Below are 26,072 nucleotides of genomic sequence, written 5' to 3' on the forward strand. Positions count from 1 at the left end.
CAACGAGGAGCGAAAAGACAATGAACAAGATCACGCAAAATCCTTCGACGTCGGAACCTGCGCCGGAGGCCGGCCGTGCGGCCGATGGTTCCATCCAGCGCCAGACCGTGTTGGTCCTCCAGGGCGGTGGCGCCCTCGGAGCCTATCAGGCCGGCGTCTATCAGGCGCTCGTTGAAGGCCGGATTGAACCGGATTGGGTCATCGGCACCTCGATCGGCGCCATCAACGCGGCATTGATTGCCGGAAACGAGCCGCAAGACCGCCTGCCGAGGCTGCGCGAGTTCTGGGACGGCGTCAGCCGAAGCAGCCCGTTCGATGAGTTTTTCCGGATGATGGTTCCAAGCAACATCTTTGCCAACATGGGCACGGTGATGCACGGCATACCGGGGTTCTTCGAACCGAACCCAAGCGCCATGTTCGGGGTGAATCGCGAAGTTGGTGTGGAGAAGGCATCCTACTACACCACCGATCCGCTCAAAAGGACTCTGAGCAACCTGATCGACTTCGATTATCTCAATCGGCGCCACACGCGGCTGACGGTCGGCGCGGTGAACGTCAACAACAGCGAACTCAAATATTTCGACAGCCGCGAGATGACGCTGTCGCCAGCGCACATCATGGCATCGGGCGCCTTGCCCCCGGCGTTTCCGGCGGTTTGCATCGACGGCGAGCCCTATTGGGACGGCGGCATCTATTCCAACACCCCCATTGAAGTCGTGCTCGATGCCCGGCCGCGGCGCGATGCGCTGATCTTTGCCGTCAACATGTGGCAGCCCCGCGCCACCGAGCCGAAATCGATCTGGCAGGTAATGGGGCGGCAAAAGGACCTTCAATACGCCAGCCGAGGCCGGAGCCACGTGGCCCGGCAGGAGCAACTGCATCGTCTTCGGCACGTCGTTCGCGAAATGGGAAAGCTGGTCCCCGAGGAGCGGCGCGAGGATCCGATGTTCAAGGAACTCGCGTCCTACGGCTGCCCTTCGGTCATGCACCTGGTTCGGCTGCTTTCACCGCGCCTCGATGGCGAGGACCACACCAAGGACATCGACTTCACGCGGGCAGGCATCCGCACGCGCTGGCAGGCAGGATACGACCATGGCGAGCGCGTGCTCTCGGAGAGGCCGTGGGAATGCGACGTCGACATGCTGCAAGGCATCGTCGTCCACGAATCGCAAGAGTGATTTTTCAAGCGCGGCGAGACCGAGGAAAGTGACGGAGAATACCAATGCAGATCATCACTCCGGGAATACGACTGGTTCCGGAAGCCGTGCTCGCCAACAACGCTGCGCTGTTCCGCACGATACCGGAGACACCATCCCATGCGGATAGCTCGCTGCATCGCGTGGTCATCGTTGGTGGCGGTGCGGGTGGACTGGAACTGGCGACCCGCCTCGGCCGCAAGTTCGGCAAGCGGCGGCTTTCCGTCACGCTCGTCGACCGCAATCGCATCCATGTCTGGAAGCCGCTTCTGCATGAGGTCGCCTCAGGCGCACTGAGCGCATCCAACGATGCGGTGGAATACATCGCCCACGCCAGTCGCCACCACTATCGATACCGAATCGGCGAGGTCGTCGGCATCGACCGCACCAGGCGCCAGGTCTTTGTCGCGCCAAGCTTCGATGACGATGGCAGGCAAATCATTCCGCCACGTGTGCTGGGCTACGACACGCTGGTGCTGGCCGTCGGCAGCGTCAGCAACGATTTCAGCACGCCAGGGGCGGCCCGCCACGCAATCGCGCTCGACACGGCCGATCAGGCCGCCCGATTCAACAAGCGCATGATAGACGCATGTCTGCGCGCCAATGCGCAATACGAACAGCTGTCGCCAGGCCAGCTCCATTGCGTCATCGTCGGTGCCGGAGCGACCGGCGTGGAGCTGGCCGCGGAGTTGCACAAGTCGATGCGGGAAATTGCGTCGCACAACCTCGACAACATCGATTTCGAAAGACTGATCCGCATCACCATCGTCGAGGCGGGGCCGCGCATCCTGCCGGCTTTGCCTGAGCACCTGGCACGCGCTTCAGCACGCTTGCTTGTCGATTTGGGCGTCCAGATACGGTGTGGGACCAAGGTCACCGAAGTGACTGAGGACGGCGTCAGGCTTGGCGAGAAGCTGTTTGTGCCGGCCGAACTCGTCGTCTGGTCCGCCGGGATCAAGGCGCCGGATTTCCTGAAAAAACTCGATGGCCTCGAGACTGACCGCATCAACCGCCTGGTTGTGGATGAGACATTGCAAACCAAGGGCGACGAAAACGTATTTGCGATCGGCGACTGCGCGAGCTGTGTCCTGCCCAATGAGGACAATCCCTTGCCGCCGCGCGCCCAGACAGCCCATCAGCAGGCTGATCATCTGGTCAAGGTGATTGCCGCGCGTCTCAAGGGACGGGCCGCACCGACATTCCATTACCGCGACTACGGATCCCTTGTTTCGCTTGCCGACTACGGCTCGTTCGGCAACCTGATCGGCGGACTTAGGATTGAAGGTCTGCTCGCCCGGCTGATGTATCGCTCGCTCTACAAGCTGCATTGCAAGGCTGTGCACGGGACCTTGAAGACCGCGCTGGACACGATCGCCGGGATGCTGGCGCGTCACACCAAACCCCGAGTCAAACTGCATTGAATCCCGGGAGAGCAAGACGGTGGAAAAATATGATGTGGTGATCCTCGGCGGCGGCAATGCCGGCATGGGCGTCACGGTGGCGACACGGGCAGCCGGGCTCTCGGTGGCGATGGTCGAAGCGCGGGATCTCGGCGGCACCTGTCCCAATCGCGGCTGCACGCCGAAGAAGGTGTTGGTGGCGGCAGGCCACGCGCTGCACGAGATCGAGAGGGCGTGCGAGCACCGGATCACGGTTGCCGCCCCGCGCCTCGACTGGGCCGCATTGATCGATCGCGAGCAGGCGATGGTCCGCGACATTCCCGATCGCCTGGCCGGCGTGATGGCGATGCGCGGCGTCGACGTCATCCACGGCGAGGCGGCATTCGTCGGCAGCAATGCCGTCCGGGTCGGCGAGCGCCAGCTTGACGCCGCCAGCATCGTGATTGCCACCGGCTCAAGGCCAAGGGAGCTGTGCTTTCCCGGCGCTGAATTGATGACGACCTCAGATGACGTGCTGAGCGACCGTGCGTTGCCAAGCGATGTCGTGTTCATCGGCGGCGGCATCATCGCCTTCGAGCTCGGCCACGTCTACGCCCGCGCCGGCGTCAGGGTCACTATCCTCGAGGCGCTGCCGCAAATGCTCGGCGGTTTCGACCCCGACGCGGTGGACCAGATCCGCGGCGAAAGCGAGCGCATCGGCATGCGCTTGCTAACGCTCGCCCTAGTGAAACGGATCGACCGAGTCGGCGAACGCCTGCGCGTGCTGTTCGCCAACGACAACTCCGAGCATACCATCGAAGCCGATCGCGTCGTCAATTGCGCAGGGCGAATCGCCAACACTGACGGTCTTGATCTCGGCGCGGGGCACGTCGCACACCGTGACGGCCGTATCGAAATCGACGCGTTCCTGCGCTCGCGCTCGAACCCTGCCGTTCATGTCTGCGGGGATGCCGTGTGGAACTCACCCCAGCTTTCGCCGATCGCTACCTATGAGGGCCGGATTGTCGGCCGCAACATCGTCGAGGGCGCGAAGCACCAGCCTGACTACAGCCAGATTCCATCCTCGGTCTACACCGTGCCGGCGGTGGCCAGTGTCGGCCTTACCGAGGCCAAGGCCGCCGAGGGCGGACTGAGAATCAAGGTGCAGGTCAATGACATGCGCGGCTGGCTGTCGGCCAGGACTTATGCCGAGACCGTGGCGTGGTCGAAGATCATCGTTGGGGTTGAGAGCGACCATATCCTCGGCGCCCACGTTGTCGGACATGCCGGCGAGGAGTTGATCCACATCTTTGCACTCGCCATGCGGCACGGCATCACCGCGACCGATCTCGCCGATAATCTCTACGGTTTCCCGACATTCTCGTCGGACATCAAGAACATGATGTGAGCCAGTCCACGGTGGACATCGCCAGCTGCGACCGCGAAGGAACGGAATGCGTTTGGATCATGATTATCATGAGAAAATGGGTTGTTCGACAGAGCGTCCTCGGGGCTATTCGGCACCGAGAAATGCGGAACTTTGCATATGGCTGCAGTTGAACAAGTCATGACATTCGAACAGGCGGTGCAGGCGGCGATCGATCTCGACGCGCCGCTCAGCGAACGGCTTGCGGTGATCGCTGCGGCAATACGAAGGCTCGACGCCAGCTACGCAGACGCGGCCGACCGCATGGTGATGCGGCTGCAGGACAAGGGGGCAGGCGCCACGGCGCCTAGGCCCGGCGATGCCATGCCGGCCTTTCTGCTCCCTGACGAGGACGGCAGATTGGTAAGCCTGGCCGGCGTCCTCGCGAATGGGCCGGTGGCGATCACTTTCCTGCGTGGGCATTGGTGCCCCTTCTGCCGGTTGAACGCGATCGGCATCGTCGAGGTGCAGCAGGAGATCGCTGCCATGGGCGGCCAAGTCGTGGCGATCACGCCGGAGCGGCGAAAGTTCTCAGCGGCCCTGAAGAACCGGGTCGGGGCTGAGTTCCCGTTTCTGACCGACATGGACAATGGCTATGCACTTTCGCTCGATCTGGCGATCGGGATCGGCGTGGAAATGCAGCAACTGCTTGGCGCCGGCGGCGACGACTTGCCGAGTTACCAGGACAACGCCGCCTGGCTTCTGCCGATCCCCGCCACTTTTATTGTCGGCGCTGATGGCATCATCACAGCGCGTTATGTCGATCCCGACTACCAGCAGCGCATGGAGATCGAGGACCTGGTGTCCGCGCTCGAGCGCGCTCGCTGACTGCGAGAGGCCGACCGAACGTTGACCAGGTCGAGCATCGTCCTGGGCGGGGTGGCGGCGATTTCTGGCATCTGAGTGACCCGCATTACTTTGACTCATCGTTTCCATGCGAAAAAGGCATCGTCTCGCGAACCTTTCATGAATCTACGGCATGGACGTTGGCTGGCAGTAGGCTACACTGCGCAGAACTGCGAATTTGGAGTTGCCGTCATGGCTGCCAATGAATTGGTCGTGAAGCTCGAAGAGGCCGTCCAGGCTGCGATCGCGCTTGATGCGCCGCTGAACGAGCGGATGGCGGTGATCGCCAATGCAGTGCGCTCGCTCAGCACCACCTTCGCTGAAGCGGTCGACCGGATGGTGCAGCGCCTGCAGGACCAGCGTGCGGGCGCGATGGCACCGGCGCCCGGCGATGTAATGCCGCCGTTTCTGCTCCCCGACGAGAACGGCAGGCTGGTCGGCTTAGCCGAAATCCTGCAAAAAGGACCCGCCGCGATTTCTTTCCAGCGCGGACACTGGTGCCCTTATTGCCGGTTGAATGCGATCGGCATGGCTGAAGTCGAGAAGGAAATCACTGAATTAGGCGGCCAGTTCGTGGCGATTGTGCCCGAGCGGCGCAAATTCACGACGACGTTGAAAGAGGAGGCGGCTGCATCCTTTCCCTTCCTCACCGACATGGACAATGGCTATGCGCTGTCGCTGAACCTGGCGATCTGGGTCGGGACGGAAATGGAAACGCTGATCGGGGGCGCCGGCTGGGATGTGCCCAGCTATCAGGGCAATGCCGCCTGGTTCCTGCCGATTCCGGCAACCTTCATTGTCGGCACCGACGGCATCATCACAGCGCGCTACCTTGATCCCGACTATCGCCAGCGAATGGAAATTGACGACCTGCTTGCGGCTATCGAGCAGGCTCGCGAACCCCAAAGGTTGACCAGTCGGTTGCGCGCAACAGGTTGAGCAGCGTCGTGGCGACAGGCGCACGCTGCCGGCCCACTACGCTATAGGCGGCCACGGTTCGGGAAATATGGATATCGCGCAATTTGAGCCTGCGAACGTTGGGTGAGCGTGGCGCAGTCATCGAAACAAAGCCTACCCCAGCGTTGGCCTCCAGCAGCGCCAACAGGTCATGGTCCGTTTCGACTTCATGTGCCGCTTCATGCGCAAACCCATTGGCCTTCAAGGAGCGGGACAGGTCTTCGCTCGTCTCCCAATCGACCCGGCTCAGTATCGGCTCACCAACCAGTTGACTCAGCGCGACATCGGCTTCGTTGCGTCTGCCGAGCGGGTGCTCTGAATTGACCACCAACTCGATCTCCTCATCGAACAACGGCCACGTGTCGATCCTGTCCCAGGCCTGCCCGAGCGGGCCGGCGATCGCCAGCTCGGCGTCGCCATTTTTGAGCGCCTCGACCACGATCGTCGGAGCGCCGCGGCTGATCTTGAGGTGAACACCTGGGTAGGCACGAAAGAGCTCGCTAAATGGCGATATCATCAGCGCTATGTTGATGCTGTTGGAGATCGTAACGTTAAGTGGCGCAACATCGCTGCTTTTGACAGCCTTGGCGAGTGACTTCGCAGAACTCGCCGCGTCGTAGCATTGCTGCAGGAATGGCAGCATGCGGCGACCGAGCTCGGTCAGATGCGAATGCTGACGCTCACGTCGGATGAGCTCGCCACCAAGCTCATCTTCCAGATTCTTGATGGCGCGCGTCAGCGCCGGTTGCGTAACGTTGCACTCTTCGGCTGCCCTAGTGAAGTTCAAAGTGCTGGACAGGGCCAGAAAATAGCGGACTTGCTGCATTTCCATGAACCTTCGCCCCTCAGAAATCCGATTCGTCAGCAATAGCTAATTTGCGCCTATGCTAACGCAACAAGGGGGCGAGGCAAAGGGAGGAGCACGTTTCCTCAGATGTTGGCCGATTTCGACTTACTGATTGAGATCATTTAGATGTTCGTCAAAATGTTACAAAGTTCATTGCAAGTTATTGATTTCATTGACACGAATTAGAGTTCAATCCTCTCTCGCAGCACCAGTTACCAAGGCTTTCTAGAAGGGCTTCGATGCCGCGCTGTGCCCAGCTGCGCAGGGTTGCGCGCCCCGGTTGTGGCACAAATCCGGCACAGTATGTCCGCTAGGTTTCTGCCGCTGAAGAAGCGAGCGCTCAGGGATGCGCAAAGGGGGCCGGAGCGACTGCTGTCGGGGTCGTGTCTCAGTTTTAAGCTCGGCCACGGGTGGCGAAGGTTTTGCCAATCGCGCGTTTGAAGCCTATGCTTCGATATCGGCCGCCAGTGCTGCGGATGCAGCCGACAGTGAGAGGGTACGTGCTCTTGCCCGTCCGGGAGAGAGCAGTGCCCCAGTCCCTTCCTCGCAATCATGTATTGAAAGCCCTCTCCCCAGAGGATTTCGCGCTGTTGCGGCCGTCAATGCATCGTGTCCAACTGAACCTCAAAGCCCAACTGGAACTCCCGTATCAGCCAATCGAGCATGTGTATTTTCCAGAGGCAGGTATCGCTTCGGTGGTCGCCACCATGACTGGGGGGCGGCAGAGTGAAGTCGGGATCGTTGGCTATGATGGGATGACAGGCGTTGCCGTCATTCTCGGCACAGTTCTCCCAATGAGACCTATATCCAAGTCGCAGGCAATGGTTGGTGCCTGCCGGTTGAAAATCTTCGTCCTGTGATTGCAGAAAGCCAGTCCCTTCGCGCGTCACTGCTTCGCTATGCCCACGCCTTCCTTGTCCAGTCGTCCCGGACGGCACTCGTCAACGGCCATTCCAAGATCGAGGAACGGCTGGCCCGCTGGTTGCTGATGGTCCACGACCGGACCGAAGGAAATAAGATCTACCTGACGCATGAATTTCTGGCGACCATGCTCGGCGCTCGGCGCCCCGGGGTCACCACCGCCCTCCAAATGCTTGAATATCGGGGGCTGGTTCACGCCAGGCGCGGCGAGATCACGATCGTCGACCGTGCCGGAATGATAAAGCTCACACATGGCGCCTATGGCGACGAGGAGCAACGTCACTTCGGCCTGGCCTCCGCCTGATTGTCCGATATCAGACATAAGCTTGAAGGCCGCCGCATGTTAGACGAAAGTCGTATTGGTTGCAGGGAGGAGCTGTTGATGAGCAACACTTTTCACACAGTCACGGTTGAAGGGGCGGCGGAGGCCTATGTCCTTTCCAGAGGCAAGGCTCGGTATCTCTCGATCGCACAGGCGATCCGCGCCATTCGAACACTCATGCCGGCTTGCAAGGCCACCAACCACGAGTTGGAGGAGATGCTGGCGGCAGCATGCGTGGTTCACGGCGTGCCCATGGCTTTCGACGCCAAAACAGCCGACGGCCTAGAACCACGGCTCCATTCGTAGCCCGGAAATGTCCGGGCTGGTGCAGAAGCCAAATTCATTGGATGTTCGGCAAGCGATTGTCCGCTACCTGATCGATAATGTCGACAACCCGAGCGTTTCGATATTCGAAGTGACCAGCGCCGTGAGGAAGATGTTTCCACTTTGCGAACTCACGGATTGGCAAATTGGCGATCTCATTGCGCGAAGCGCCATCGATGCGGGATTTGCGATCGATTTCGATGTGGCCCCCTAGACGCCTGTAGCAGTAGTGTGGCGTTACGGTTTCGCGCAGTCGCCTCGGTCTCTTACGGCGGAACTAGGCTGGTAGCGCACATCGTTCGGGACAGGGGCCGCAGGTTCACAGCCTGCCATTTCCGATCAGCGAACGCGCCCGCTCACGGCTTAGTTTCTTCCTGAGGAGGCGCGTTTGGAACCGGACAATCAGGGTGGGGCCATTTTTCACACGGAGAGGGCTTGTCGCTAGCGTCGCCATAACGTTCCACGAGTTTTGCGAATCCGTAGGCGAAGGCGGCAAGAAGCGCCAGGATAACCACTATTCGAGCGGCCATAGGAGATTGTAGCAGGATCCCGCTTAGGATTGACCCCAGCACCAGTTCGCGCTTTGCAGGCTGCCCGTCACTTTTTGTGAAACTTGTTTGTCCCAAGCGTAATAGTAGCCGGCCATGATGCAGGGCAGCCCGATACCGATCAACAAAAGAAACCGTCCCCACCAATCAGTGGAACCAAGAATTGCTCCGAACCGTTCAGGTAGTAAGCAACCCGTGGCGGCAGCAATCAAGCACCGCAGCTGAAGGTTGCTCGGAGGCTAATATGGGAAAGCAACTTACATCGGCTGCGGCAGGCATCCTTCTGCTCGTTGGTGTCAGCGCCGCCGCCGCTCAGGACGTCATTATTCAACCCGAACAGGACATTGTGATCCGTGAATACGTGAAAAAGAAACCGGTGGCATCACTCAGCCTTCCCGGCGTGGAGCTCAACATCGGCACAGCTTTGCCCGAAACAGTCGAGCTTTACGAGGTGCCGGACGTTCAGTACCGCTACGTCGTCATCGACGGCCGAACCGTCCTGGTCGAGCCAGGTACCCGCAAGATTGTGAAGGTCTACGACTGACTTGACCCCTCACGCTGAAGCCCGTCATACCGAAAGGTGCGGCGGGCCGGCGCTTTCTCAGGCTCGGCTTGGGTCTCTTCTGTGACGACTTCGAAAGGGTGAGCCGCGAAAAGACCGAAGCTCGTTGAGACGGGCGACGTCCTTCGCCATCAGGATCCTGCCTATGCGAGGCTGGTTAAGCCGTGCATCAAAGGTGAACCAATGGCCGCTGAGATGGGCTTGCAACCGTGCGTTGAAATCCGTGGGATATGGCATCCGCGGTATGCCGATATCGCCGAGATAGCCGGTACAATATCGCGCCGGAATGTGCATGCAACGGCAGCGTATGTGCAAAATCACGACCGACACCGGCGAGCAAAACTCCGGATTGCCGCGAACCGAAACACATTAGAAGATACTAATTTTATTAGTCCCGGCTTCCTTCACCACCTTGACCTCCACCGTCATGCCGAGAAAGCTCGACGCGCTGCCGGAGTAGCTTCCGGAAAGAGGGATGGCTTGCCCAGGATGCCTGGCCACAGCCACCCTGATCAGATCCCGGTTGCCGACAATGCCGTTGGTGGGGTCGAACTCGACCCAACCCGCGCCAGGCAAATAGACCTGGCACCAGGCATGCGTCGAACCGCCGCCGAGGACAGAAGCACTGTCGCGGTTCGGCACATAGACATAGCCAGTCACAAAACGCGCGGCAAAACCGAGCGAACGAACCGCTTCCATCATGAACAGGGCAAAATCGCGGCATGTGCCTCGACGCAGGTGCAAGGTCATGAGAGGCGGCTGCGTCCCTGATTCAGTTCGACGGGAATACACAAAGCTCTCGTGGATGGCGTAGCAAAGTGTCATCAGCAATTTGCCCGTCTCGGTGTGCCCTTTGGCACTCACGAACTGTCGTGCCCATTTGCCGATCTCGTCGCCGTCATCGAGATGATGGCGCTCGATGGTTTGGGTGAGGTCGGTCGCCTCATCGGGATCATAGGAAAAGGGATAGCTGAGCGCTGCTTCATCGATGCGGAAATCAGGCGCATGCTGCGGCGTGTGATCGAGCCGAATGTCTGTCACGAAACGCAGTTCGTCACCCGAGCCCTTGAAGTCGATTACCGCAACGCAGTTTCCGAAAACGTCATGGATCCAGCGAACCTCTTTCGGCTCGGGGTCCACGAACAGGGCGTGATCCAGAAGTCGCTGATCGAAACTATCGCGCGGCCTGAACATCAGCCGATGCTCGCCGAACGTCACCGGTTGCGTGTAGCGATAGACGGTCGTGTGCTTGACTGAAAAGATCGGCATTGGCTTGCGTCGACCACCTGCGATATCAGCGCAATCATATAATCTTTTTCGATGTGCAGCAGACAAAATGGGGGCTTCCGCCTCGCCACGGCCGCATCAGGCCCGGTAGGCCTTTTGCAATCTCCAATTGGTAGACTCTCTCAATGCCCCGGAAGTTAATCGTTGCGCCCAAGGAGGGGCCAAGGCGAGGAACGTCGCAAACGGGAGGAAGCAAAATGAACGAAGACTACGATCTGGCCATAGACCACGACAAGCCTTACGAAATAGCTGCTTTCGCAAAAAAACACGGCCTTACGCTACGCGCTGCCGAGCTGATTCTTTTCGCCTATAGCCCGTCCCGAGCGGCGTGCGATACTGCCGCAACGGCTTTCCTCACAGCCGTCGCCGCACAAGCCAAGCGACAATCGGCGCGCTAGCTCTCGTTCCGAAAACCCTGGAGCGACGGGTGGCGCAGATCACCCCGCCTCCGTCGCCTACACATCGCCCGCCGCTCATTTCGGAGCGGCAGGCTTGGACGGTGTCAAGGCTACGCCGATCGACTGCGCAGCCTTGGTTCTGAACGCTCAGGTGAGGCTTCTGGACCAGTCGTCTATCTGGCGCTCTGCCTCTTCCTTGGCGATTCCATACCGCTCCTGAATACGTCCTGCGAGTTGGTCACGATTGCCCTCGATGCGATCAAGGTCATCGTCGGTAAGGTCACCCCATTGCTCCTTGGCCTTGCCTTTGAACTGCATCCATTTTCCCTTGATTTGATCCCAGTTCATGAATTCCTCCTTTGTCGTCTAGAGGAAATGCAACTGGACACCACATGTTCCCGACAGCGGATCGCCCATGACGATTATTGCCCATGACGATTATCATTGGCGACACAGTAAAAGGCCGCCGGCCGGAGCCAGCGGGCGAATTGGAGCAGGATGGGAACGATCCGCGTCTTTGAAATCACACTCGGCAGAAACGTCCCTCAGCCGGATCAGCTGGCGCGCGCCAAGGCGATCGATATGACGTTGTCTGCATCCGCCCCCGGTAGATCGAACAGCATCGGAAGTTGGCGGGTCATGGCCATTTCAACGATCAACTCTTCGATGGAAGCCGTCGGCAGATCGGTCTCGACACTATTCGAGATCATCGAGGCAAGCTTGTGGACTGGCACTGGTGCCGACTTCGCACGGTCGTCGAGCAACCTGCTGATTTCGATTACAACGTCTGCGTCAATGCTCTTTGGCAATTCGCGCATGGCTTTTCCTCCCTGCTCATATCATGCGCGTGCCAGAGGGCTGAGTCTCGAAAAATCGGACGTATGGACTTAGCCAAAGGCGTGCGCCAGTCCGGTTGCTTTGGCCATGTGTTCGGGCCTGCGGCGAAAAAGCGCTTTGGTGTCGCATGCAGCAACGAATTCGCCCGTTTTGCGTTGGCCAATTATACATCGTGAGCAAACGTGACCAAAGGAGAGTAAGCATGACAGCCGACGCGGCGAAGCTCTATCCCCGCCACCGGGATCGGATCTCCGGCAGCGAGGATTATGTAGTAAGGCATTTTGCCCGGCAAAACGGCATCACCCCAGCGCAAGTCCATCAGTTGATCAAGAGATATGGAAGCAACCGCGCCAGGCTGGTGGCTGCGGCGAAGGAACTTCGCACGTCGCTTCGGCCGGATGTTCCCAAGGCCATGCTCGCCCCGGGGCGCCGCGCCGGACGTCTCAGCGCCGGCGTCGATGCCAGAAATGGCTTAGAAACGCGGTGAGGAGACTGCTGAAAACAATCCAGCCGACGACTTCGCTTTCAGACCTTTCAATCCTGGCCGCAGTCGCCAACTGCTGTTCGCGATCACTTGCTTTGATGGTCGCCTCCAGATCGGATCGGCTGCCGTGTCGAACCGAGTAGGCTCGTGTAAATTCGGCGCCCAACAGAAAGATCTCGGACGAATAAAAAACCCACAGCAGCACGACGAGCAGTGCGCCGGCTGCGCCGTATGACGATGCGGTCGCGCTGGCTCCGATATACCAGCCGATCAGCGACTTGCCGACCGTGAAGAGAAACGCCGTCAGCACGGCGCCGACGCCAACGTCGCGCCATTGCAGCGTGCGGTCGGGCAGGACCTTGTAGATTGCCGCGAACAACAGCGCGATCAGGGCAAACGAGACGATCTCGTTGATTGCACTCAGGATAAGGGCGCCGAAGGGCAGATATGCGTTGATGATTTCGCCAAGCGCCGAAATTGCGGCGCTCGCGACCAGCGACACCAGCAGCAGGAAGCCAAGCGCCGCGACGAGCCCAAGGCTTGCGGCGCGGGCCCGCACAAGGCTGGAAATCGATGTCTTACCAGGTTTGACTTTCCAGATTTCGTTCAGCGCAAGCTGCATTTCGCCGAAGACGCCGGATGCGGTAACGAACAGCGTGACGAGCCCCAAAATGCTGGCAAGAGTTCCCGCCTTTTTGTGTGACGCGTTCTCGAGTGTCGCTTGCAAAAGCTCGGCGCTCTGCGGACCCATCAGCCCCGACAGCTGGGCCGAAAGCGCCAGTTGCGCCGCATCGTTTCCGAAGGCCATGCCAGCGATGGCGACAACGATGAGCAGGATCGGCGCAAGCGAGGTCGTGGCATAAAACGCCATCGCTGCCCCGTGGCTCAAGGCATTGTCATTGATGAAGCCGACAATGCTCTCCGCAAGCAGCGCCCAGCCCTCTTTCGCCAGATTCCACATGTTTTGCCTCACCTGCTTCTCAAGCAAGTAGAAGCAACACGCCAGCGGACCAGAGCAATAAGTTCGAGAAGTCCTGGTCTGTCTTGAATCCGGCGTTTAGGTGACGGATCTTGGCGTGACCTGTCCCGAGGCCCTTCTTGTGAGATCATGCTGCGTTGGAAAGGCCGAGAATGCCGCGATGGCTAGAAAGATCGGAATCCCCAGTTCGAGAATTTCTTCGAACACTGTGGAGGTATAGATCCGGGTGAGGTGGATGCCGAGAAATGTGAGATTTGATGGCGCGCCGTCGATGACCTTGGAGAGGACGGCGCAGCCGATAGCGGCGGCAATGGCAACGGCAGTCGCCTCGCCGTAGCGAAGCCCGTGCACAAAGCTACGGAAGCCGTTCTTCAGGAGCAAATAGAAGGCAACGGCGAGGGCAATCACGACCGTCGCGCCGATTAGCTTTTCCAACAGCGGAACGTCAGGCGAGATATAGAGGGTGGTCTTGGTGATGTTGTGGGTGGTGAAATGCGCATGGAAGTCCAGTTCGCGCAGGCACATCGCGATCAGGATGGCAACGAGATACCACCGCTTGAGCAGGTCCCGATAGGACATTTCCCGGACAAGCGTTGCCACGACGATCAGGTAGACGGCCGCCGAGAAGACTTCAATTGGACCGCCCTCGCTGAGGTAAAACTTCCGTATGTCTTCGGGAAAGAAAGCGAGCGGCAAGGCGATGAGAAAGACGAGCACCAGCAGGGCAAGGCCCATTTGATTGAAATAGTGGCCGTCGCCGTAGCCGGTCTTTCTTTCGCTCCACGCCATATCTGTCTCGCCCATCTGTCCTGTGCCGACTCTCTGTTGATCGTGATTTCACTCAATTTGAAAGACTGGGCCGTTGTCAAGTTGCCGCTTCGCGATGCCCGGCCGCTTGCCGGCGCTCTGACGGCATGACTGCGCAAGCGTGACGAGCCTGGTCCCGGCCTAGCGCGGTGATGGCTGTCCTGTCCAGAAACGTGTTTTTGTAGCGACGACGACCCGTTCGCTCACGCCACCGATCGCCGCCATCCACCCTGCGGCGGTGTTAATCAATCGGGCGCGCTGTTGGACGCTGTCACGATCCAACCAACGGAACTGTGACAGTTGTCGCATAATTGATCGGATATTGGTCGAAGTACGGGAACTCGATCACGAAAGCATATCTGGCCGTGAGATGCGCCATGCGGAAGCCGCCGCTGGGAGGGTCGATTGCTATCGTCACATCGACATCTTTCAATCCCAAACCCAGCAATTTTTCTGTGGCTATGGCCTCTATTTCGGCCTCGGTCAGCGAGTTCTTCAACTGCAGCGCACGTGAGGACGTTTCCAGCGTATAGCGAACGCTGGACATGGCATTCAGAGCCCAGCCGAATGCGAAGATACCGAACAAAAGCATGATCAGAAAAGGTGCGATCAGCGCGAATTCCATCCCAGTCCCGCCTGATGCATCACGGCTGAACGCTCTCGCGATCCGTTTAGCGGACACGGATCACCTCTTGATGGCCGATCTCGCGAGAAAGAGAAAACGCGCCAAAAATAAAGGGCGGGGACCAGGTCGCCGTCGCCTTTATTTCCACGAAAACCGAGGGAGCTTTCGTCCCCCCGTTGCACAGGCTCGATGCATCGACCACGGTGCTTCCGCACATGTATTTCCGGCCCAGTGTAACCTGTGCGCCTTCGGGATGGTTTTCCCAACTCGAAAGGGCGACGGCTTGGGTGGCCGCGTCGTCGGTTGCTCCCTCCATCACAAGATTTGCCGCCGTCTTCACGCTTGCGCGCATCGACATCGAGCTTGATACGAAAGACCAGCCGTCAATGATGCCGAAAACCACCAGGCAAAGGATCGGCACAATCAGGGCAAACTCCACCGCAGCAACACCCGAATCGTTCCGGAAAATCCGACCTGACCGCCGTTCCATGACGGTTACTCGACAAGCTGAACGGATTGCGCGGCCGGAATCTCTCGCATTCCGAGGCTCGTGCAATCCTGCTTGATGCTTGTAGCGCCGGACCACTCTATCGTACTGGCGACGACCTGTGTGCAACCACCTTGGCCCGAGAAATTGCCGAGATATTTAACCTCCTGCGTTGGAAAATACAGAGCACCGGTCAAAAGCGAATCCGCCGTGCCATTAAACGAGTTCGATCCCGCCAGGTTTGCTCTGTCGCCGTAAAACAGCACACCCGAATAGGTGCCTGACGTCGGTGCGCTAAGCTTGACGGTGGCCGTGCCGTTCATGCTGACGCCGGAGCTGCCGGCCAGATAGATGATGACTCCGTCGCCGGAAATATTTGCGTTCGCGCTTGCTTTGAAATCGCCCCCCTCAACGACATATACCCCAGGCGAGAGCGTTACATTGCCGCTCAAGCTGAGCCCCTTGCAGTATGTTCCAGGTTCCAAGGTCGACTGATTGTCGTTTTGACAGGGGTTCGTGGCTGGCGGCGCCGGCAAGTCGGCAAAAGGATCCGCAGCGGGCAGCGCCTGGGTAAGCGGGTTCGCGCAAACGGTTTTTACAACGTTGCTCAATGAAACACCGCCTGCCGATATCAGGCAATCGGCCTCCAGATATGCCGACCCTTGAAGCTTGAGGGCGTCCGCGGCGATTGAATCCGACATGACGGAGCAGCCGGTCAGCTTGAGGTTCGAACTGCCGGAAAAGAGCGCCGCTCTCGAAGCGGAAGGATTGAGCGCCAGAACGCAGGCTTTTGACGCGTCCGTAATAAGAGCCACGGCCCTTGCCTGTGCGCCAACCGCGCTTTGACTGAATATCGATGTGAAAAATCGATCGAGCGTCTGATGGACGATGACCTCGACCGCCTTTTTTGCGACATTCGGTCCGGACGATGGAGGCGTGAAGACCTCGATTGTGCCTGTCGATGGTCCCCAGCCGTTCGTGATCGCTGACAGTGTCGCGGCCGAGACAATCGTTGGCTTGTCGGATCCCGAAACTTTTTCCAAAGCGCCAGCATAGGCTGCCGCATCCGCCACCGCCTGTAGCTTCAGGCTGCTGTAATACCAATAGGAAGTCTCGACACCGAGCCCCGCCCCGCCGACAACAATCGGCAAAGACAGGGCAAAAATAATAGCAACGTTGCCGCTCTCGCTGATTCGTCGCGGACAGCTTAAAAAACGCCTGAAGGTATCGCCACCCCATCCCATTTGCCTATTCAAGCAGCGATGCATAAAGGAATGACTAAGAATTTCACTCGATTTGTTAGCTGCCTCCTCGCCATCCGCCGACGCTGAACCCAAACCAGGCGCGCGCAGCGGCGTCACAAGTTCTGTTGGCGCTGTATAGAACGCGGACGTTGGCCCCAAAAAGATCTTCGTTAAGCGTGCGTTGAGTCAGGACGGCAGTGGCTCATAAACTGAAACCCCGACATATCGATCGTATGAGCCACGATCTTTCTCAGCAAGCTTGTTTCGGGTTACGCGCAATGTGAATCCCCCATGCAAGTGCCCCTTGGCGAGAACCATCCAATCGAAAATATCGTCGCCTTCAAATGCAAGCCTCTGGGCGGCCTGATGCCATTTCTGAAGCGCGGGTGGCACCTCGAAAAAAGTACCCGAAAATAGCCGCTCCTCAGCATGATAATGCACGGCGGTAAGCCAAAGGAAAAGAAAGCTGTCTTCGCCAAGACGTTCGGACTCGTCAGGATCGCGAAACCGAAGCTTCGCAGAACACAGGGCGTCTGCATTCCTCTCTATGTGTTCGATAAATTTCGGCACACTCGCAAGCGCTCGTTCGTAAGCAGCTAGGGTGGCGGGATCTGTTTTCGAGATAGCGACGAAGAGTGGCTCATCCCACGGCTCGTCGAATTTATCGTTCGATTGAGATTTTTCGCTCATAAAGACCTCTTGGACTAACCTTGAACGCTCAACGAAACCTCAGCACTCGCGAGGCGGTGTTGCAGCACCACCCAAAGAGGCCCTCACGCCACCGACCAGCCGCCATCGACCAGTATGTTCGCGCCGGTGATCAGCGACGCTGCCGGCGAGGCCAGGAACACCACGGTTCCCGCGACATCGATCGGATCACCGATCCGGCCGAGCGGGATGTGGCCGAGCACATGCCTATGAAACTCCGGATCGGCGAGCGAGGGCTGTGTTCCGTCGGTCCAGATGAAGGTCGGTGCGACGCTGTTGACGGTGATCTTGTGCTGCGCCCATTCGGCCGCGAGGCAGCGAGTGAGGTGGTTTATCGCCGCCTTGGTCATGCAGTAGATCGCTTCGCCCTTCAGCGCCACCGTGCCGGCCTGCGAACTGATGTTGATGATGCGCCCGGATTTCTGCTCGATCATCAGCCGGCCGACCTCCTGGGTGGTGAAGAACGTCCCCTTGAGGTTGACGTTCACGGTGAGGTCGAAATCCGCTTCGGTCACGTTCTCCGCCAGGTTTTCAGGTCCAAGCCCGACATTGTTGACGAGTACGTCGATGCGGCCGAAGGCGGCGTGGGCGTCGGCGACAGCTTTTCGCACCGTCGCCAGATCGGTGAGGTCCATCTGTACCGCCAGCGCGCGCATGCCCATGCGCTCGATCTCGGCGGTGAGATCCGCGCCGTCGGCAGCACTGCGCACGCCGACGATCACGTCGGCGCCGGAGCCGGCGCAGGCGAGCGCGCAAGCGCGCCCGATGCCGCGCGAGGCGCCAGTGACCAGCACGACCTTGTCAGCCAGATCGAATTTCGGCGTGAACTCGTTCGTCATCTCAACCTCCCCTGAAAACCCTGCGCGAGGCGCGCCGCCCGACAGGGACGGTCTCCTCAACCCTGAACATCATCGGGGCGGATACACTACCCGCTCGCGATATGAACGCCAGTCACAAGAAATTGCCGACGAGGGCCGGTTTCGTTGGCAAAAGGTTACCTTTCCCTGCTATTCCCCCTCCAAATCAAAAGCAGTGGACTTGCGCATGACCAATGTCGCCCTGACCGGGCTTGCCCGCGATCTCGCCAAGCGCGCTGCGGAGGGCCGTCCGGTGCGCATTGGCGTCATCGGCTCCGGCGAGATGGGCACCGACCTGGTGACGCAAGGCATGCTGATGCCGGGCATTTCGGTGTGCGCCGTTTCGACCCGGCGCCCGCACACGGCGCGTGATGCCGTCCGCATCGCCTATGGCGACGAGGCGATGGCACGGGAGGCCGATACGCCGTCGAAGGTCAGCGAGGCGATCGAGGGCGGAAAAATCGCCATCACCTCGAACGAGATGCTGGTCACCAATCCGCTCATCGACGTGGTCATCGACGCCACCGGCAAGCCCGGCGTCGCCGCCGATTTCGACCTGATGGCGATGGAGCACGGCAAGCATCTGGTGATGATGAATGTCGAGGCCGACGTCACCATCGGCTGCTATCTGAAGCAGCAGGCCGACCGGCTCGGCGTCGTCTATTCGGTCGGTGCCGGCGACGAGCCGTCGAGTTGCATGGAGCTGATCGAGTTCGCCTCGGCGCTCGGCTACACCATCGTCTCGGCCGGTAAGGGCAAGAACAACCCGCTCAACCATGACGCCGTCCCTGACGACTATCGCGCGGAAGCGCTGCGCCGCAACATGAACCCGCGCATGCTGGTCGAGTTCGTCGACGGCTCGAAGACCATGGTCGAGATGTGCGCCATCGCCAACGCCACCGGGCTGGTGCCCGACATCGCCGGCATGCACGGCCCGAAGGCCAATCGCGATGAGTTGGCCAAGGTGCTCATCCCGCGCGCCGATGGCGGCATTCTGTCGAGAAAAGGCGTCGTCGACTACACCATCGGCAAGGGTGTGGCGCCCGGCGTCTTCGTCGTCGTCGAGGCGACCCATCCGCGCATCATCGAGCGCATGGACGACCTGCATATCGGCCACGGTCCCTATTACAGCTTCTTCCGGCCGTATCATCTGACCTCGCTGGAAGTGCCGCTCACCGCTGCGCGCATCGCGCTCTATGGCAAGCCGGATATGGTGCCGCTGCCGAGGCCGGTTGCCGAGGTCTGCGCCGTGGCCAAGCGCGATCTGGCGGCGGGAGAGACATTCGACGCGATCGGCGAGACCTGCTACCGCTCCTGGACCATGACTGTCGAAGAGGCCCGCGCCAACCGCGCCGTGCCGGTCGGCTTGCTCGAAGGCGGCAAGGTGCTGAGACCGGTCAGCAAGGGCGAGCTGCTGACAGCAGACAATGCCGCACCCGACCCGACCACCAGGCTGTTCGCCTTGCGCCGGCTGCAGGACGAGATGCTGTACGGAGCGGGGTAGTGCGGTGCAGAAATTTGATGCCGGCGGGACCGCGCCCCCCTCTGTCCTGCCGGACATCTCCCCCACTTGGGGGAGATCGGACGTCACGCCGGCTTTCGCCAATCTCCAACATCGCAGTGGTGAGTGGACCGCCGAAGCTGCCAATCTCCCCACTTGTGGGGGAGATGCCAAGTTTTGGCAAAGAGGGCAGGACAGAGGGGGGCGCGAAGGATCGCTACGGAACGTTTGCTATTGCAACTGATCGTCGACCTTCGCCGCCGACCGGCTTGCAACGCCTCAAGCAGCTACTTCCCCAGTTCGATCGACCGCTGCCGCGCCGCTTCCACCGCTTCGGTAAGCAGTTTTGTCAGCCGGTCCTCGCCCATCAACACGGCAAGTGCGGCGGCCGTTGTGCCGTTGGGGCTGGTCACCTGCTGGCGCAGCACGCCCGGATCTTCGCCGCTTTCGGCGGCGAGCGAGGCGGCGCCATAGACCGTCTGCATGGCCAGCAGCCTGGCGGTTTTGGCCGGCAATCCGGCCTTCTCGGCAGCCACGGTCAGCGCTTCGATGAAATGGAAGATATAGGCGGGTCCAGACCCGGACACCGCCGTCACCGCGTCCATCAGGCTCTCGTCGTCGATATCAGTCACTTCGCCGCTCGCCGAAAGCAGATCGGCAACGAAACGCTTCGTATCGATGGAGACCAGCGGGTTGGAAAACACCACCATCATGCCCTTGCCGATGGCCGCCGGCGTGTTGGGCATGCAGCGCACGACCGGCGCGCGATCACCCAGAATGGCCTCGAAAGTGGCGACCGGCGTTCCGGCGGCGATGCTGACGAAGGTGGTGCGGCCATCATTGAAGCGCTTGTAGGCGGCAGTCGCGTCGCGGATCACTTGCGGCTTCACCGCAATGACGACGAGGGCCGGAACGGCATCGGCTGGAATGCCGCCGGCGTCCGCCGCAACACTGCAGCCCAGCGCTTCGGCGCGCTTGCGCAAATCGGTATTGGGCTCGACGACGAAAACGGCCGCCGGGGGCAGCTTGCCCGATTTCAGCCAGCCCGAGAGCATGGCGTAGCCCATATTGCCGCAACCGGCGAGCACAAGCTTGATCGTCATTGGAGCCTCCGCAGAGCATCGGACCCAAAAGTGGGTACGGGTTTTGGGACAATCCGATGCTCAAACAAAAAGATGGCTTCCCATAGACATTCGTCGCGGGGCAGGGAAGCCCTGTTGGGACGGAGGATCAGGATGGACCACGAACCGCGATCGGCCGCAGCGACACTTGTCTGAGGCCGAACATGCCGAACACGAAGAAACCGTGACGGCGATGTGCGCGCGGATCGAGAAGATCCATGGCCGCAACTGGGTCGAAATCGTCGGTGCGTCTCGCAAAATTCTCCGAATGCATGATCTACGGCCGCTATGTCGACGACGTGCTCGACGGCGCCGGCCATTTCCACGGCTCGGAGGAGTTCTGCCGCGTCCACTGGACGGGCGAAGCGCTGTCGGACGACGAGTTCCACCGCTTCGTCGCCGCCATGGCGCCGGAACAGGTGGCCATCGGCCGCATCCGCCGCCTGATGGGCTCGACTAGTTCTTGGGCAAAACCCAATCACTCTAGAGGCGTTGAAGCTTCACCCCAGGTTTCAATCAGCATCCGCATGAACCTCTCGGCGGGCGGCGAGAGCGATGCCCCGCGTCGACGCACGACCCCGATCGTGCGCGAGATTTCGGGATCGCGGATGGGCCTTGTGACCAGGAACGGATGGTCGCCCTGCGGGGTCGCCATGCGCGGCAGGACCGATATCCCGAGACCGGCTTCGACCAGACCGAGTGACGTCGAGAGATGCGTCACTTCATAGGACCAGCGCAGCGCGAGGTTCGACTTCGTCAGCGCGGCATCCAAGAGGATCCGGTTCGCGCTCGACCGATGGACGGTGATGAGATGGTAGGGGACGAGATCCTGCCAGGTCAGGACATCCCTTGATGCCAGCGGATGCTCCTTTCGTGCGGCGAGAACGAAGGGGTCCTCGATCAGACGTTCGAAGGTCAGGTCGGGATCGGACGAACCCATGATGTTGACCCCGAATTCGACCTCCCCGCGCGCGACCGCCTGAAGCCCGTCGGTCGCCGGAAGGTCGAGAATCCGGAAGCGGATGTTGGGGTACTGCGCATCGAACTGCCGGATCACTGAGGGCAGGAAGTAATAAGCCGCCGTCGGCAAGCAGGCGATGGTGACAAGACCGCCTCGCCGCTCCCCCAGCTCGCGGAAGGCGAAGAGCGAACCGTCAAACTCCTCCAGCATCCGGCGCACCAGCGGGACCAGCTCCCCGCCGACGGCGGTGGGCGCCACATGGCGCGTCGTCCGCTCCAAGAGGGGGGCGCCGATGGAGCCTTCGAGTTTCTGTATGCGACGGCTCAGCGCCGGCTGCGAGAGGTTGAGCGACTCCGCTGCCCGATGGAAGCTCGCAAGCTCCACGACGAGTAAAAAGGCGCGCAGGTCCAGGATTTCACAGTTGATGTTCATAACGCATCAAAATCTCCGATTTTAGCATTTCTCATATTAATCGGATTCGCGTAACAAACAAGACGATTGAACCACCGAGCGCATGAAAGGGAGGATGTCGCACGATGAATGATCTGATCCGCATTCCGTGCGCTCTGATGCGCGGCGGCACGTCCAAGGGCCCCTTCTTCCTCGCCTCCGATCTACCGTCCGATCCGGCCTTTCGTGACCAGATTCTGCTCTCGGTCATGGGGTCAGGGCATCCGCTGCAGATCGACGGCATTGGCGGCGGCAATCCGGTCACAAGCAAGGTGGCCATCGTCGGGCCCGCAAGCATCAACGGCGCGGACGTCGATTATCTTTTCGCGCAGGTGCGCGTTGACCAGCAGATCGTCGACATCTCACCCAACTGCGGCAACATGCTTGCCGCCGTTGGCCCCTTCGCCATCGAAGCGGGGCTTGTGCCGGTGCAGGGTCCTTCGACGCTCATCCGGATTCACAACGTCAACACCGGAAAGCTGATCGAGGCAGAAGTCCCGACGCCCAACGGTAGCGTCTCCTATCTCGGCGACGCGGCGATCGACGGCGTTCCAGGCAGCGCGGCGCCGATTGCGCTTACCTTCATGGATGCAGCAGGCGCCCGCACGGGCCAGCTGTTTCCCACAGGCAAACCGAACGAGGTCATCGACGGCGTCAGCGTCACTTGCATCGACTGCGCCATGCCAATGATACTCCTCGAGGCTGAGGCCCTCGGCGTCAGCGGATTCGAGACCGCCGCCGAACTCAACGGAAACAAGGCGCTGTTGGAACGGCTCGAGAGCCTGCGCATCGCCGCCGGTGAGCGAATGGGTATGGGTGATGTCAGCAACCAGGTGATACCGAAGCCGGTGCTGATTTCCCGGCCAAGGGCAGACGGCGACATCAGTGTGCGCTATTTCATGCCGCACCAGTGCCATCCTTCGCTTGCCACGACAGGTGCTGTTGGGATTGCGACGGCCTGCATCACCGAAAATACGGTGGCATCCCGCTTGATCGGCACTCGCAAACCACCGGTGGTCCTGTCGATCGAGCATCCGAGCGGCCATCTCGATGTCAAGCTTCAGGACAGGAACGGCAAGATCGTCGCGGGCATCCTGCGCACCGCCCGCCGCTTATTCGAAGGACATGTTTTCGCAAAACCTGTCACGCAGTTCGTCTGCGCGGCATAATGACCGTGGCCGCCGGGAGGGCGCCACATAACTTGGAGGAAAATCATGCGTAAGCTCATGCTCGCCCTTGCGGCTACCGTTGCCTTTGCAGGCTCCGCCCTGGCGGAACCCGTGCGCATCAGCGTCGGTTCCTACAATCTCAACAACCTGCCTTTCCCGGTGGCAGCCGGCCTCGGCCTTTATGAGAAGGAGGGTCTGGAGGTCACCGTCGAGAACTTCGCGTCGGGTGGCTCGAAGACACTTCAGGCGCTCGTGGCTGGCTCGACGGATATCGCCGTTGGCTTTTACGATCACACGATCCAGATGCAGTCGCAGAACAAGGCGGTCGTCGCATTCATCCAGCTCGCCCGCAATTCCGGCCTCGTTCTGGCCGGCGGCAAGGATAGCACCTTCGACCCGTCTAAGCCGGAAACGATCAAAGGCGCGAAAGTCGGCATCACATCGCCTGGTTCCTCGTCCGACTTCTTTGTCCGCTACTATCTGCAGCGGAATGGCCTGTCGGCCGACGACGTGTCGCTGATCGGCGTCGGCTCCGGCTCTGCTGCTGTCGCAGCCCTCGAACAGGGCAAGGTCGACCTGCTCGTCAACTACGACCCGGCGGCCACTTTCATCGAAGCAAAGGGCGTGGGCAAGATCCTGATAGACGCACGTAGCGACGAAGGTGCCAAGGAAATCTACGGTGGCATCTATCCGACATCGGTTCTCTACGCCACCCAGGACTACATCGACGCCAATCCGGAAACGGTCCAGAAGGTCACCAACGCAACGGTAAAGGCGCTCGAATGGATGGACAGCCATTCGGCCGAAGAAATCGTCGAAAAACTGCCAAAGGAATTCATCTCCGGCGACCGCGAGACCTACATCAGGGCCGTCGAAAACGCCAAGGCGATCTTCTCGACGGATGGCCTAATCAGCGAGGAGAACGTCAAAACCCCACTCGCGGTTCTGAAAAGCTTCAACGAAAAGGTCGCGGCGGCTGAAATCGACCTTTCCAAGACCTACACGAATGACTTCGTTGGCAAGGCGCCGCGCAACGTCGCCAACTGACAAGGAGGAAGTCATGGCACTGGCCGTAGTGAAGTCGGCAACAACGATGATGAGCCCGGACAAACCAAGGCCGATGGTGTCGATCGATTCGGTCACCATGTCCTTTGGCACCTTCATCGCCGTCCAGAATGTCAACCTGACTGTTGCGGATGGCGAGTTTCTGGCCATCGTCGGTCCGACAGGGTGCGGCAAGAGTACCATTCTCAACGCCATCGCCGGACTTCTGAAGCCGGCGAGCGGGACTGTCTCGATCGACGGAGCGCCGGTGCATGGCGTCCAGAACAACATCGGCTACCTTTTCCAGCAGGATGCGCTCCTTCCGTGGAAGACGGCGCTCGAAAATGTCGAGCTCGGGCCGATGTTCAAGGGAACAGGCGCGAACGAAAGGCGCGAACAGTCCATGAAATGGCTCGCCAAGGTGGGCTTGAAGGGCTTCGAGCAACGCTACCCGCACCAGCTTTCGGGCGGCCAGCGCAAGCGTGTTCAGATGGCGCAGGCGCTGATTACCGGCCCGAAGGTGATCCTGATGGACGAGCCCTTCTCGGCGCTCGACATCCACACCCGCCACCTGATGCAGAACGAGTTGCTCGCGCTCTGGCAGGAGGAGCGCCGCGCGGTGGTGATGATCACGCACGATCTCGAGGAAGCCATCGCGCTCGGCGACCGCGTGGTCGTCCTCGCTGCGGGGCCTTGCAGCCACGTGATCGACAGCTTCCCCGTTGATCTCGCCCGGCCGCGCGACGTCTCGGAAATCAAACTCGATCCGCGCTTCATGGATCTTTACCGCAATATCTGGTCGTCCCTGCGCGGCGAAGTGGAGAAAAGCTATGAACGCCATGACTGAACGTATGATCCAGCTGGGACTGCTGGTCGTCATTGTCGGCGGGTGGCAACTCGGCGTGGAAGCCGGAGTGATCGATGTCTTCTTCTTCCCTGCCCCCTTCGACATCATGAAGCAGATCGTGGCCTGGATCATCGACCCAGGCTTCTACAGGCACGTGTCGATCACGCTCACCGAGACGGTGCTCGGATACGTGATTGGTACCGCCCTCGGCGTGGCGGCCGGCGTCTGGCTAGGGCTTAGCCGTGGCGCCTATCGCATCCTCGACCCGTTCATAAAGGCGCTGAACGCCATCCCCCGCGTGGTGCTCGCTCCTATCTTTGTGCTCTGGCTCGGCCTCGGGCTGTGGTCGAAGGTGGCGCTATCGGTGACGCTGGTGTTCTTCATCACCTTCTTCAACGCCATGCAGGGCGTGCGGGAAGTCAACCCGGTGGTGCTGGCGAACGCGCGGATCCTCGGCGCCAAGCGCTCAAGCCTGCTGACCCACGTCTACTTCCCGGCCGCGGCCAGCTGGATCCTATCGTCGCTGCGCACCTCGGTCGGCTTCGCGGTAGTCGGCGCGATCATCGGCGAATACCTTGGCGCCTCCGCCGGCCTTGGCTATCTGATTGCCCAGGCGGAAGGCAACTTCGATGCGGTCGGCGTCTTCGCCGGCATTATGATCCTCGCGATGTTCGTGCTGATCATCGACCGCATCCTCGACATCGCCGAGGCCCGTCTGATCAAGTGGAGCCCGCATTCGACCGAGAGCCGGGCCACCTGACGGGTGCCGAAGGCCGGTCGGCAATGATGCCGGCCGACGACCAAGGTGACGACGGAACTGAGGCTAGCCGGGCGCTTGTTGCCGCGAGCGTCTGAGCCTAACCTGGTCGCTCCATCGACCTCGGCAAATTCGTAAATTGAGTGCCCATCAGGTCAAACGACCGAACCACGCCTGGTCA

30 protein-coding genes and 2 pseudogenes are annotated in these 26,072 nt (G+C 60.2%); 18 read left to right on the top strand and 14 right to left on the bottom strand.

Annotated elements, in window-relative coordinates; translation table 11 throughout:
* The first annotated feature begins 20 nt into the window (after window positions 1-20).
* From BQ8482_RS05875 to BQ8482_RS05895, 5 genes are all read left to right on the top strand, one after another.
* Window positions 21-1,178: a patatin-like phospholipase family protein gene (locus BQ8482_RS05875; RefSeq protein WP_123146631.1), complete on the top strand. Its 1,158-nt coding sequence runs from the start codon at window positions 21-23 to the stop codon at window positions 1,176-1,178.
* A 44-nt stretch (window positions 1,179-1,222) separates the two neighbouring features.
* Window positions 1,223-2,617: an NAD(P)/FAD-dependent oxidoreductase gene (locus tag BQ8482_RS05880; protein WP_123146632.1), complete on the top strand. Its 1,395-nt coding sequence runs from the start codon at window positions 1,223-1,225 to the stop codon at window positions 2,615-2,617.
* Between the two features lie 19 nt (window positions 2,618-2,636).
* Window positions 2,637-3,983: a dihydrolipoyl dehydrogenase family protein gene (locus BQ8482_RS05885; RefSeq protein ID WP_244602625.1), complete on the top strand. Its 1,347-nt coding sequence runs from the start codon at window positions 2,637-2,639 to the stop codon at window positions 3,981-3,983.
* 138 nt (window positions 3,984-4,121) lie between these two features.
* On the top strand, window positions 4,122-4,829 hold the full coding sequence (locus BQ8482_RS05890; protein WP_123146633.1) for a peroxiredoxin-like family protein: 708 nt from the start codon (window positions 4,122-4,124) through the stop codon (window positions 4,827-4,829).
* 210 nt (window positions 4,830-5,039) lie between these two features.
* Window positions 5,040-5,786: a peroxiredoxin-like family protein gene (locus BQ8482_RS05895; RefSeq protein ID WP_123146634.1), complete on the top strand. Its 747-nt coding sequence runs from the start codon at window positions 5,040-5,042 to the stop codon at window positions 5,784-5,786.
* Here BQ8482_RS05895 and BQ8482_RS05900 read toward each other — a convergent pair.
* Window positions 5,728-6,636: a LysR family transcriptional regulator gene (locus tag BQ8482_RS05900; RefSeq protein ID WP_123146635.1), complete on the bottom strand. Its 909-nt coding sequence runs from the start codon at window positions 6,634-6,636 to the stop codon at window positions 5,728-5,730. The genes BQ8482_RS05895 and BQ8482_RS05900 overlap by 59 nt on opposite strands.
* A gap of 542 nt (window positions 6,637-7,178) precedes the next feature.
* Between BQ8482_RS05900 and BQ8482_RS40280 the strand changes: the two genes are divergently transcribed.
* The 5 genes from BQ8482_RS40280 (at window position 7,179) to BQ8482_RS05920 (ending at window position 9,310) form a co-directional block, all read left to right on the top strand.
* Window positions 7,179-7,511 carry a cyclic nucleotide-binding domain-containing protein gene (locus BQ8482_RS40280; protein WP_342210936.1) on the top strand — a complete coding sequence of 111 codons (333 nt, stop codon included), beginning with the start codon at window positions 7,179-7,181 and terminating at the stop codon, window positions 7,509-7,511.
* Complete coding sequence (locus tag BQ8482_RS40285) at window positions 7,508-7,876, top strand: Crp/Fnr family transcriptional regulator (protein ID WP_342210937.1); 369 nt, start codon at window positions 7,508-7,510, stop codon at window positions 7,874-7,876. Before BQ8482_RS40280 ends, BQ8482_RS40285 begins: the two co-directional genes overlap by 4 nt.
* A gap of 78 nt (window positions 7,877-7,954) precedes the next feature.
* Entirely contained in the window at window positions 7,955-8,200 is a 246-nt protein-coding gene (locus tag BQ8482_RS05910) for a hypothetical protein (protein ID WP_123147413.1), read from the top strand.
* Between the two features lie 7 nt (window positions 8,201-8,207).
* Entirely contained in the window at window positions 8,208-8,432 is a 225-nt protein-coding gene (locus tag BQ8482_RS05915; protein WP_123146636.1) for a hypothetical protein, read from the top strand.
* A 578-nt stretch (window positions 8,433-9,010) separates the two neighbouring features.
* Entirely contained in the window at window positions 9,011-9,310 is a 300-nt protein-coding gene (locus tag BQ8482_RS05920; RefSeq protein WP_123146637.1) for a DUF1236 domain-containing protein, read from the top strand.
* Here BQ8482_RS05920 and BQ8482_RS38985 read toward each other — a convergent pair.
* Window positions 9,301-9,659 (bottom strand): annotated as a pseudogene (locus BQ8482_RS38985) (transglutaminase-like domain-containing protein); the annotation flags it as partial. The gene BQ8482_RS05920 and the pseudogene BQ8482_RS38985 overlap by 10 nt on opposite strands.
* 38 nt (window positions 9,660-9,697) lie before the next feature.
* On the bottom strand, window positions 9,698-10,597 hold the full coding sequence (locus tag BQ8482_RS05930) for a transglutaminase family protein (RefSeq protein ID WP_123146638.1): 900 nt from the start codon (window positions 10,595-10,597) through the stop codon (window positions 9,698-9,700).
* A 215-nt stretch (window positions 10,598-10,812) separates the two neighbouring features.
* Between BQ8482_RS05930 and BQ8482_RS05935 the strand changes: the two genes are divergently transcribed.
* A complete protein-coding gene (locus tag BQ8482_RS05935; protein WP_123147414.1) occupies window positions 10,813-11,013 on the top strand; it encodes a hypothetical protein in 201 nt (66 codons plus the stop codon).
* A gap of 147 nt (window positions 11,014-11,160) precedes the next feature.
* Here BQ8482_RS05935 and BQ8482_RS05940 read toward each other — a convergent pair whose 3' ends face one another.
* Entirely contained in the window at window positions 11,161-11,361 is a 201-nt protein-coding gene (locus BQ8482_RS05940) for a CsbD family protein (RefSeq protein WP_095483513.1), read from the bottom strand.
* Window positions 11,362-11,567: 206 nt separating this feature from the next.
* Window positions 11,568-11,831 carry a hypothetical protein gene (locus tag BQ8482_RS05945; protein ID WP_029348484.1) on the bottom strand — a complete coding sequence of 88 codons (264 nt, stop codon included), beginning with the start codon at window positions 11,829-11,831 and terminating at the stop codon, window positions 11,568-11,570.
* 221 nt (window positions 11,832-12,052) lie between these two features.
* Between BQ8482_RS05945 and BQ8482_RS05950 the strand changes: the two genes are divergently transcribed.
* Window positions 12,053-12,337, top strand: coding sequence for a DUF3606 domain-containing protein (locus BQ8482_RS05950; protein WP_123146639.1), 285 nt, complete (start codon window positions 12,053-12,055; stop codon window positions 12,335-12,337).
* Here the strand turns inward: BQ8482_RS05950 and BQ8482_RS05955 are convergent.
* The 7 genes from BQ8482_RS05955 to BQ8482_RS05985 all read right to left on the bottom strand — a co-directional run bounded on the left by BQ8482_RS05955 (window position 12,294) and on the right by BQ8482_RS05985 (window position 18,023).
* Complete coding sequence (locus BQ8482_RS05955; RefSeq protein WP_123147415.1) at window positions 12,294-13,295, bottom strand: YihY/virulence factor BrkB family protein; 1,002 nt, start codon at window positions 13,293-13,295, stop codon at window positions 12,294-12,296. The two genes, BQ8482_RS05950 and BQ8482_RS05955, sit on opposite strands and share 44 nt — an antisense overlap.
* 96 nt (window positions 13,296-13,391) lie before the next feature.
* A complete protein-coding gene (locus BQ8482_RS05960; protein ID WP_123146640.1) occupies window positions 13,392-14,117 on the bottom strand; it encodes a hypothetical protein in 726 nt (241 codons plus the stop codon).
* 274 nt (window positions 14,118-14,391) lie between these two features.
* The gene (locus tag BQ8482_RS05965; protein WP_123146641.1) at window positions 14,392-14,745 is read right to left on the bottom strand and encodes a TadE/TadG family type IV pilus assembly protein; all 354 of its coding nucleotides are present in this window, start codon (window positions 14,743-14,745) and stop codon (window positions 14,392-14,394) included.
* 46 nt (window positions 14,746-14,791) lie between these two features.
* Window positions 14,792-15,235 carry a TadE/TadG family type IV pilus assembly protein gene (locus BQ8482_RS05970; RefSeq protein WP_123146642.1) on the bottom strand — a complete coding sequence of 148 codons (444 nt, stop codon included), beginning with the start codon at window positions 15,233-15,235 and terminating at the stop codon, window positions 14,792-14,794.
* Between the two features lie 5 nt (window positions 15,236-15,240).
* Complete coding sequence (locus tag BQ8482_RS05975) at window positions 15,241-16,593, bottom strand: pilus assembly protein TadG-related protein (RefSeq protein ID WP_244602626.1); 1,353 nt, start codon at window positions 16,591-16,593, stop codon at window positions 15,241-15,243.
* 69 nt (window positions 16,594-16,662) lie between these two features.
* Window positions 16,663-17,166 carry a DUF2314 domain-containing protein gene (locus BQ8482_RS05980; RefSeq protein WP_123146644.1) on the bottom strand — a complete coding sequence of 168 codons (504 nt, stop codon included), beginning with the start codon at window positions 17,164-17,166 and terminating at the stop codon, window positions 16,663-16,665.
* A gap of 83 nt (window positions 17,167-17,249) precedes the next feature.
* Window positions 17,250-18,023 carry an SDR family NAD(P)-dependent oxidoreductase gene (locus BQ8482_RS05985; RefSeq protein WP_123146645.1) on the bottom strand — a complete coding sequence of 258 codons (774 nt, stop codon included), beginning with the start codon at window positions 18,021-18,023 and terminating at the stop codon, window positions 17,250-17,252.
* 205 nt (window positions 18,024-18,228) lie between these two features.
* Between BQ8482_RS05985 and BQ8482_RS05990 the strand changes: the two genes are divergently transcribed.
* Window positions 18,229-19,545 (top strand): NAD(P)H-dependent oxidoreductase, encoded by a 1,317-nt coding sequence (locus BQ8482_RS05990; RefSeq protein WP_123146646.1) that lies wholly within the window; start codon window positions 18,229-18,231, stop codon window positions 19,543-19,545.
* A 284-nt stretch (window positions 19,546-19,829) separates the two neighbouring features.
* Here the strand turns inward: BQ8482_RS05990 and proC are convergent, their stop codons facing one another.
* Window positions 19,830-20,645 carry a pyrroline-5-carboxylate reductase gene (gene proC / locus BQ8482_RS05995; RefSeq protein WP_123146647.1) on the bottom strand — a complete coding sequence of 272 codons (816 nt, stop codon included), beginning with the start codon at window positions 20,643-20,645 and terminating at the stop codon, window positions 19,830-19,832.
* Window positions 20,646-20,829: 184 nt separating this feature from the next.
* Here proC and BQ8482_RS38990 point away from each other — a divergent pair.
* Window positions 20,830-21,115, top strand: a pseudogene (locus BQ8482_RS38990) (DUF6492 family protein); the annotation flags it as partial.
* A 26-nt stretch (window positions 21,116-21,141) separates the two neighbouring features.
* Here BQ8482_RS38990 and BQ8482_RS06005 read toward each other — a convergent pair.
* A complete protein-coding gene (locus BQ8482_RS06005; RefSeq protein ID WP_123146648.1) occupies window positions 21,142-22,056 on the bottom strand; it encodes a LysR family transcriptional regulator in 915 nt (304 codons plus the stop codon).
* A 104-nt stretch (window positions 22,057-22,160) separates the two neighbouring features.
* Here BQ8482_RS06005 and BQ8482_RS06010 point away from each other — a divergent pair, with 104 nt between their 5' ends.
* From BQ8482_RS06010 to BQ8482_RS06025, 4 genes are read left to right on the top strand one after another with little or no spacing between them, the layout of a single operon-like run.
* Window positions 22,161-23,243 (top strand): 4-oxalomesaconate tautomerase, encoded by a 1,083-nt coding sequence (locus tag BQ8482_RS06010; RefSeq protein WP_123146649.1) that lies wholly within the window; start codon window positions 22,161-22,163, stop codon window positions 23,241-23,243.
* A gap of 45 nt (window positions 23,244-23,288) precedes the next feature.
* On the top strand, window positions 23,289-24,290 hold the full coding sequence (locus BQ8482_RS06015; protein WP_123146650.1) for an ABC transporter substrate-binding protein: 1,002 nt from the start codon (window positions 23,289-23,291) through the stop codon (window positions 24,288-24,290).
* A gap of 13 nt (window positions 24,291-24,303) precedes the next feature.
* Window positions 24,304-25,134 carry an ABC transporter ATP-binding protein gene (locus tag BQ8482_RS06020; RefSeq protein WP_095491415.1) on the top strand — a complete coding sequence of 277 codons (831 nt, stop codon included), beginning with the start codon at window positions 24,304-24,306 and terminating at the stop codon, window positions 25,132-25,134.
* Window positions 25,118-25,894 (top strand): ABC transporter permease, encoded by a 777-nt coding sequence (locus BQ8482_RS06025; protein ID WP_095491414.1) that lies wholly within the window; start codon window positions 25,118-25,120, stop codon window positions 25,892-25,894. The genes BQ8482_RS06020 and BQ8482_RS06025 overlap by 17 nt, the downstream gene beginning before the upstream one ends.
* Window positions 25,895-26,072: the final 178 nt, after the last annotated feature.

It is taken from the genome of Mesorhizobium delmotii (assembly GCF_900149755.1).
GTDB classification, from domain to species: domain Bacteria; phylum Pseudomonadota; class Alphaproteobacteria; order Rhizobiales; family Rhizobiaceae; genus Mesorhizobium; species Mesorhizobium delmotii.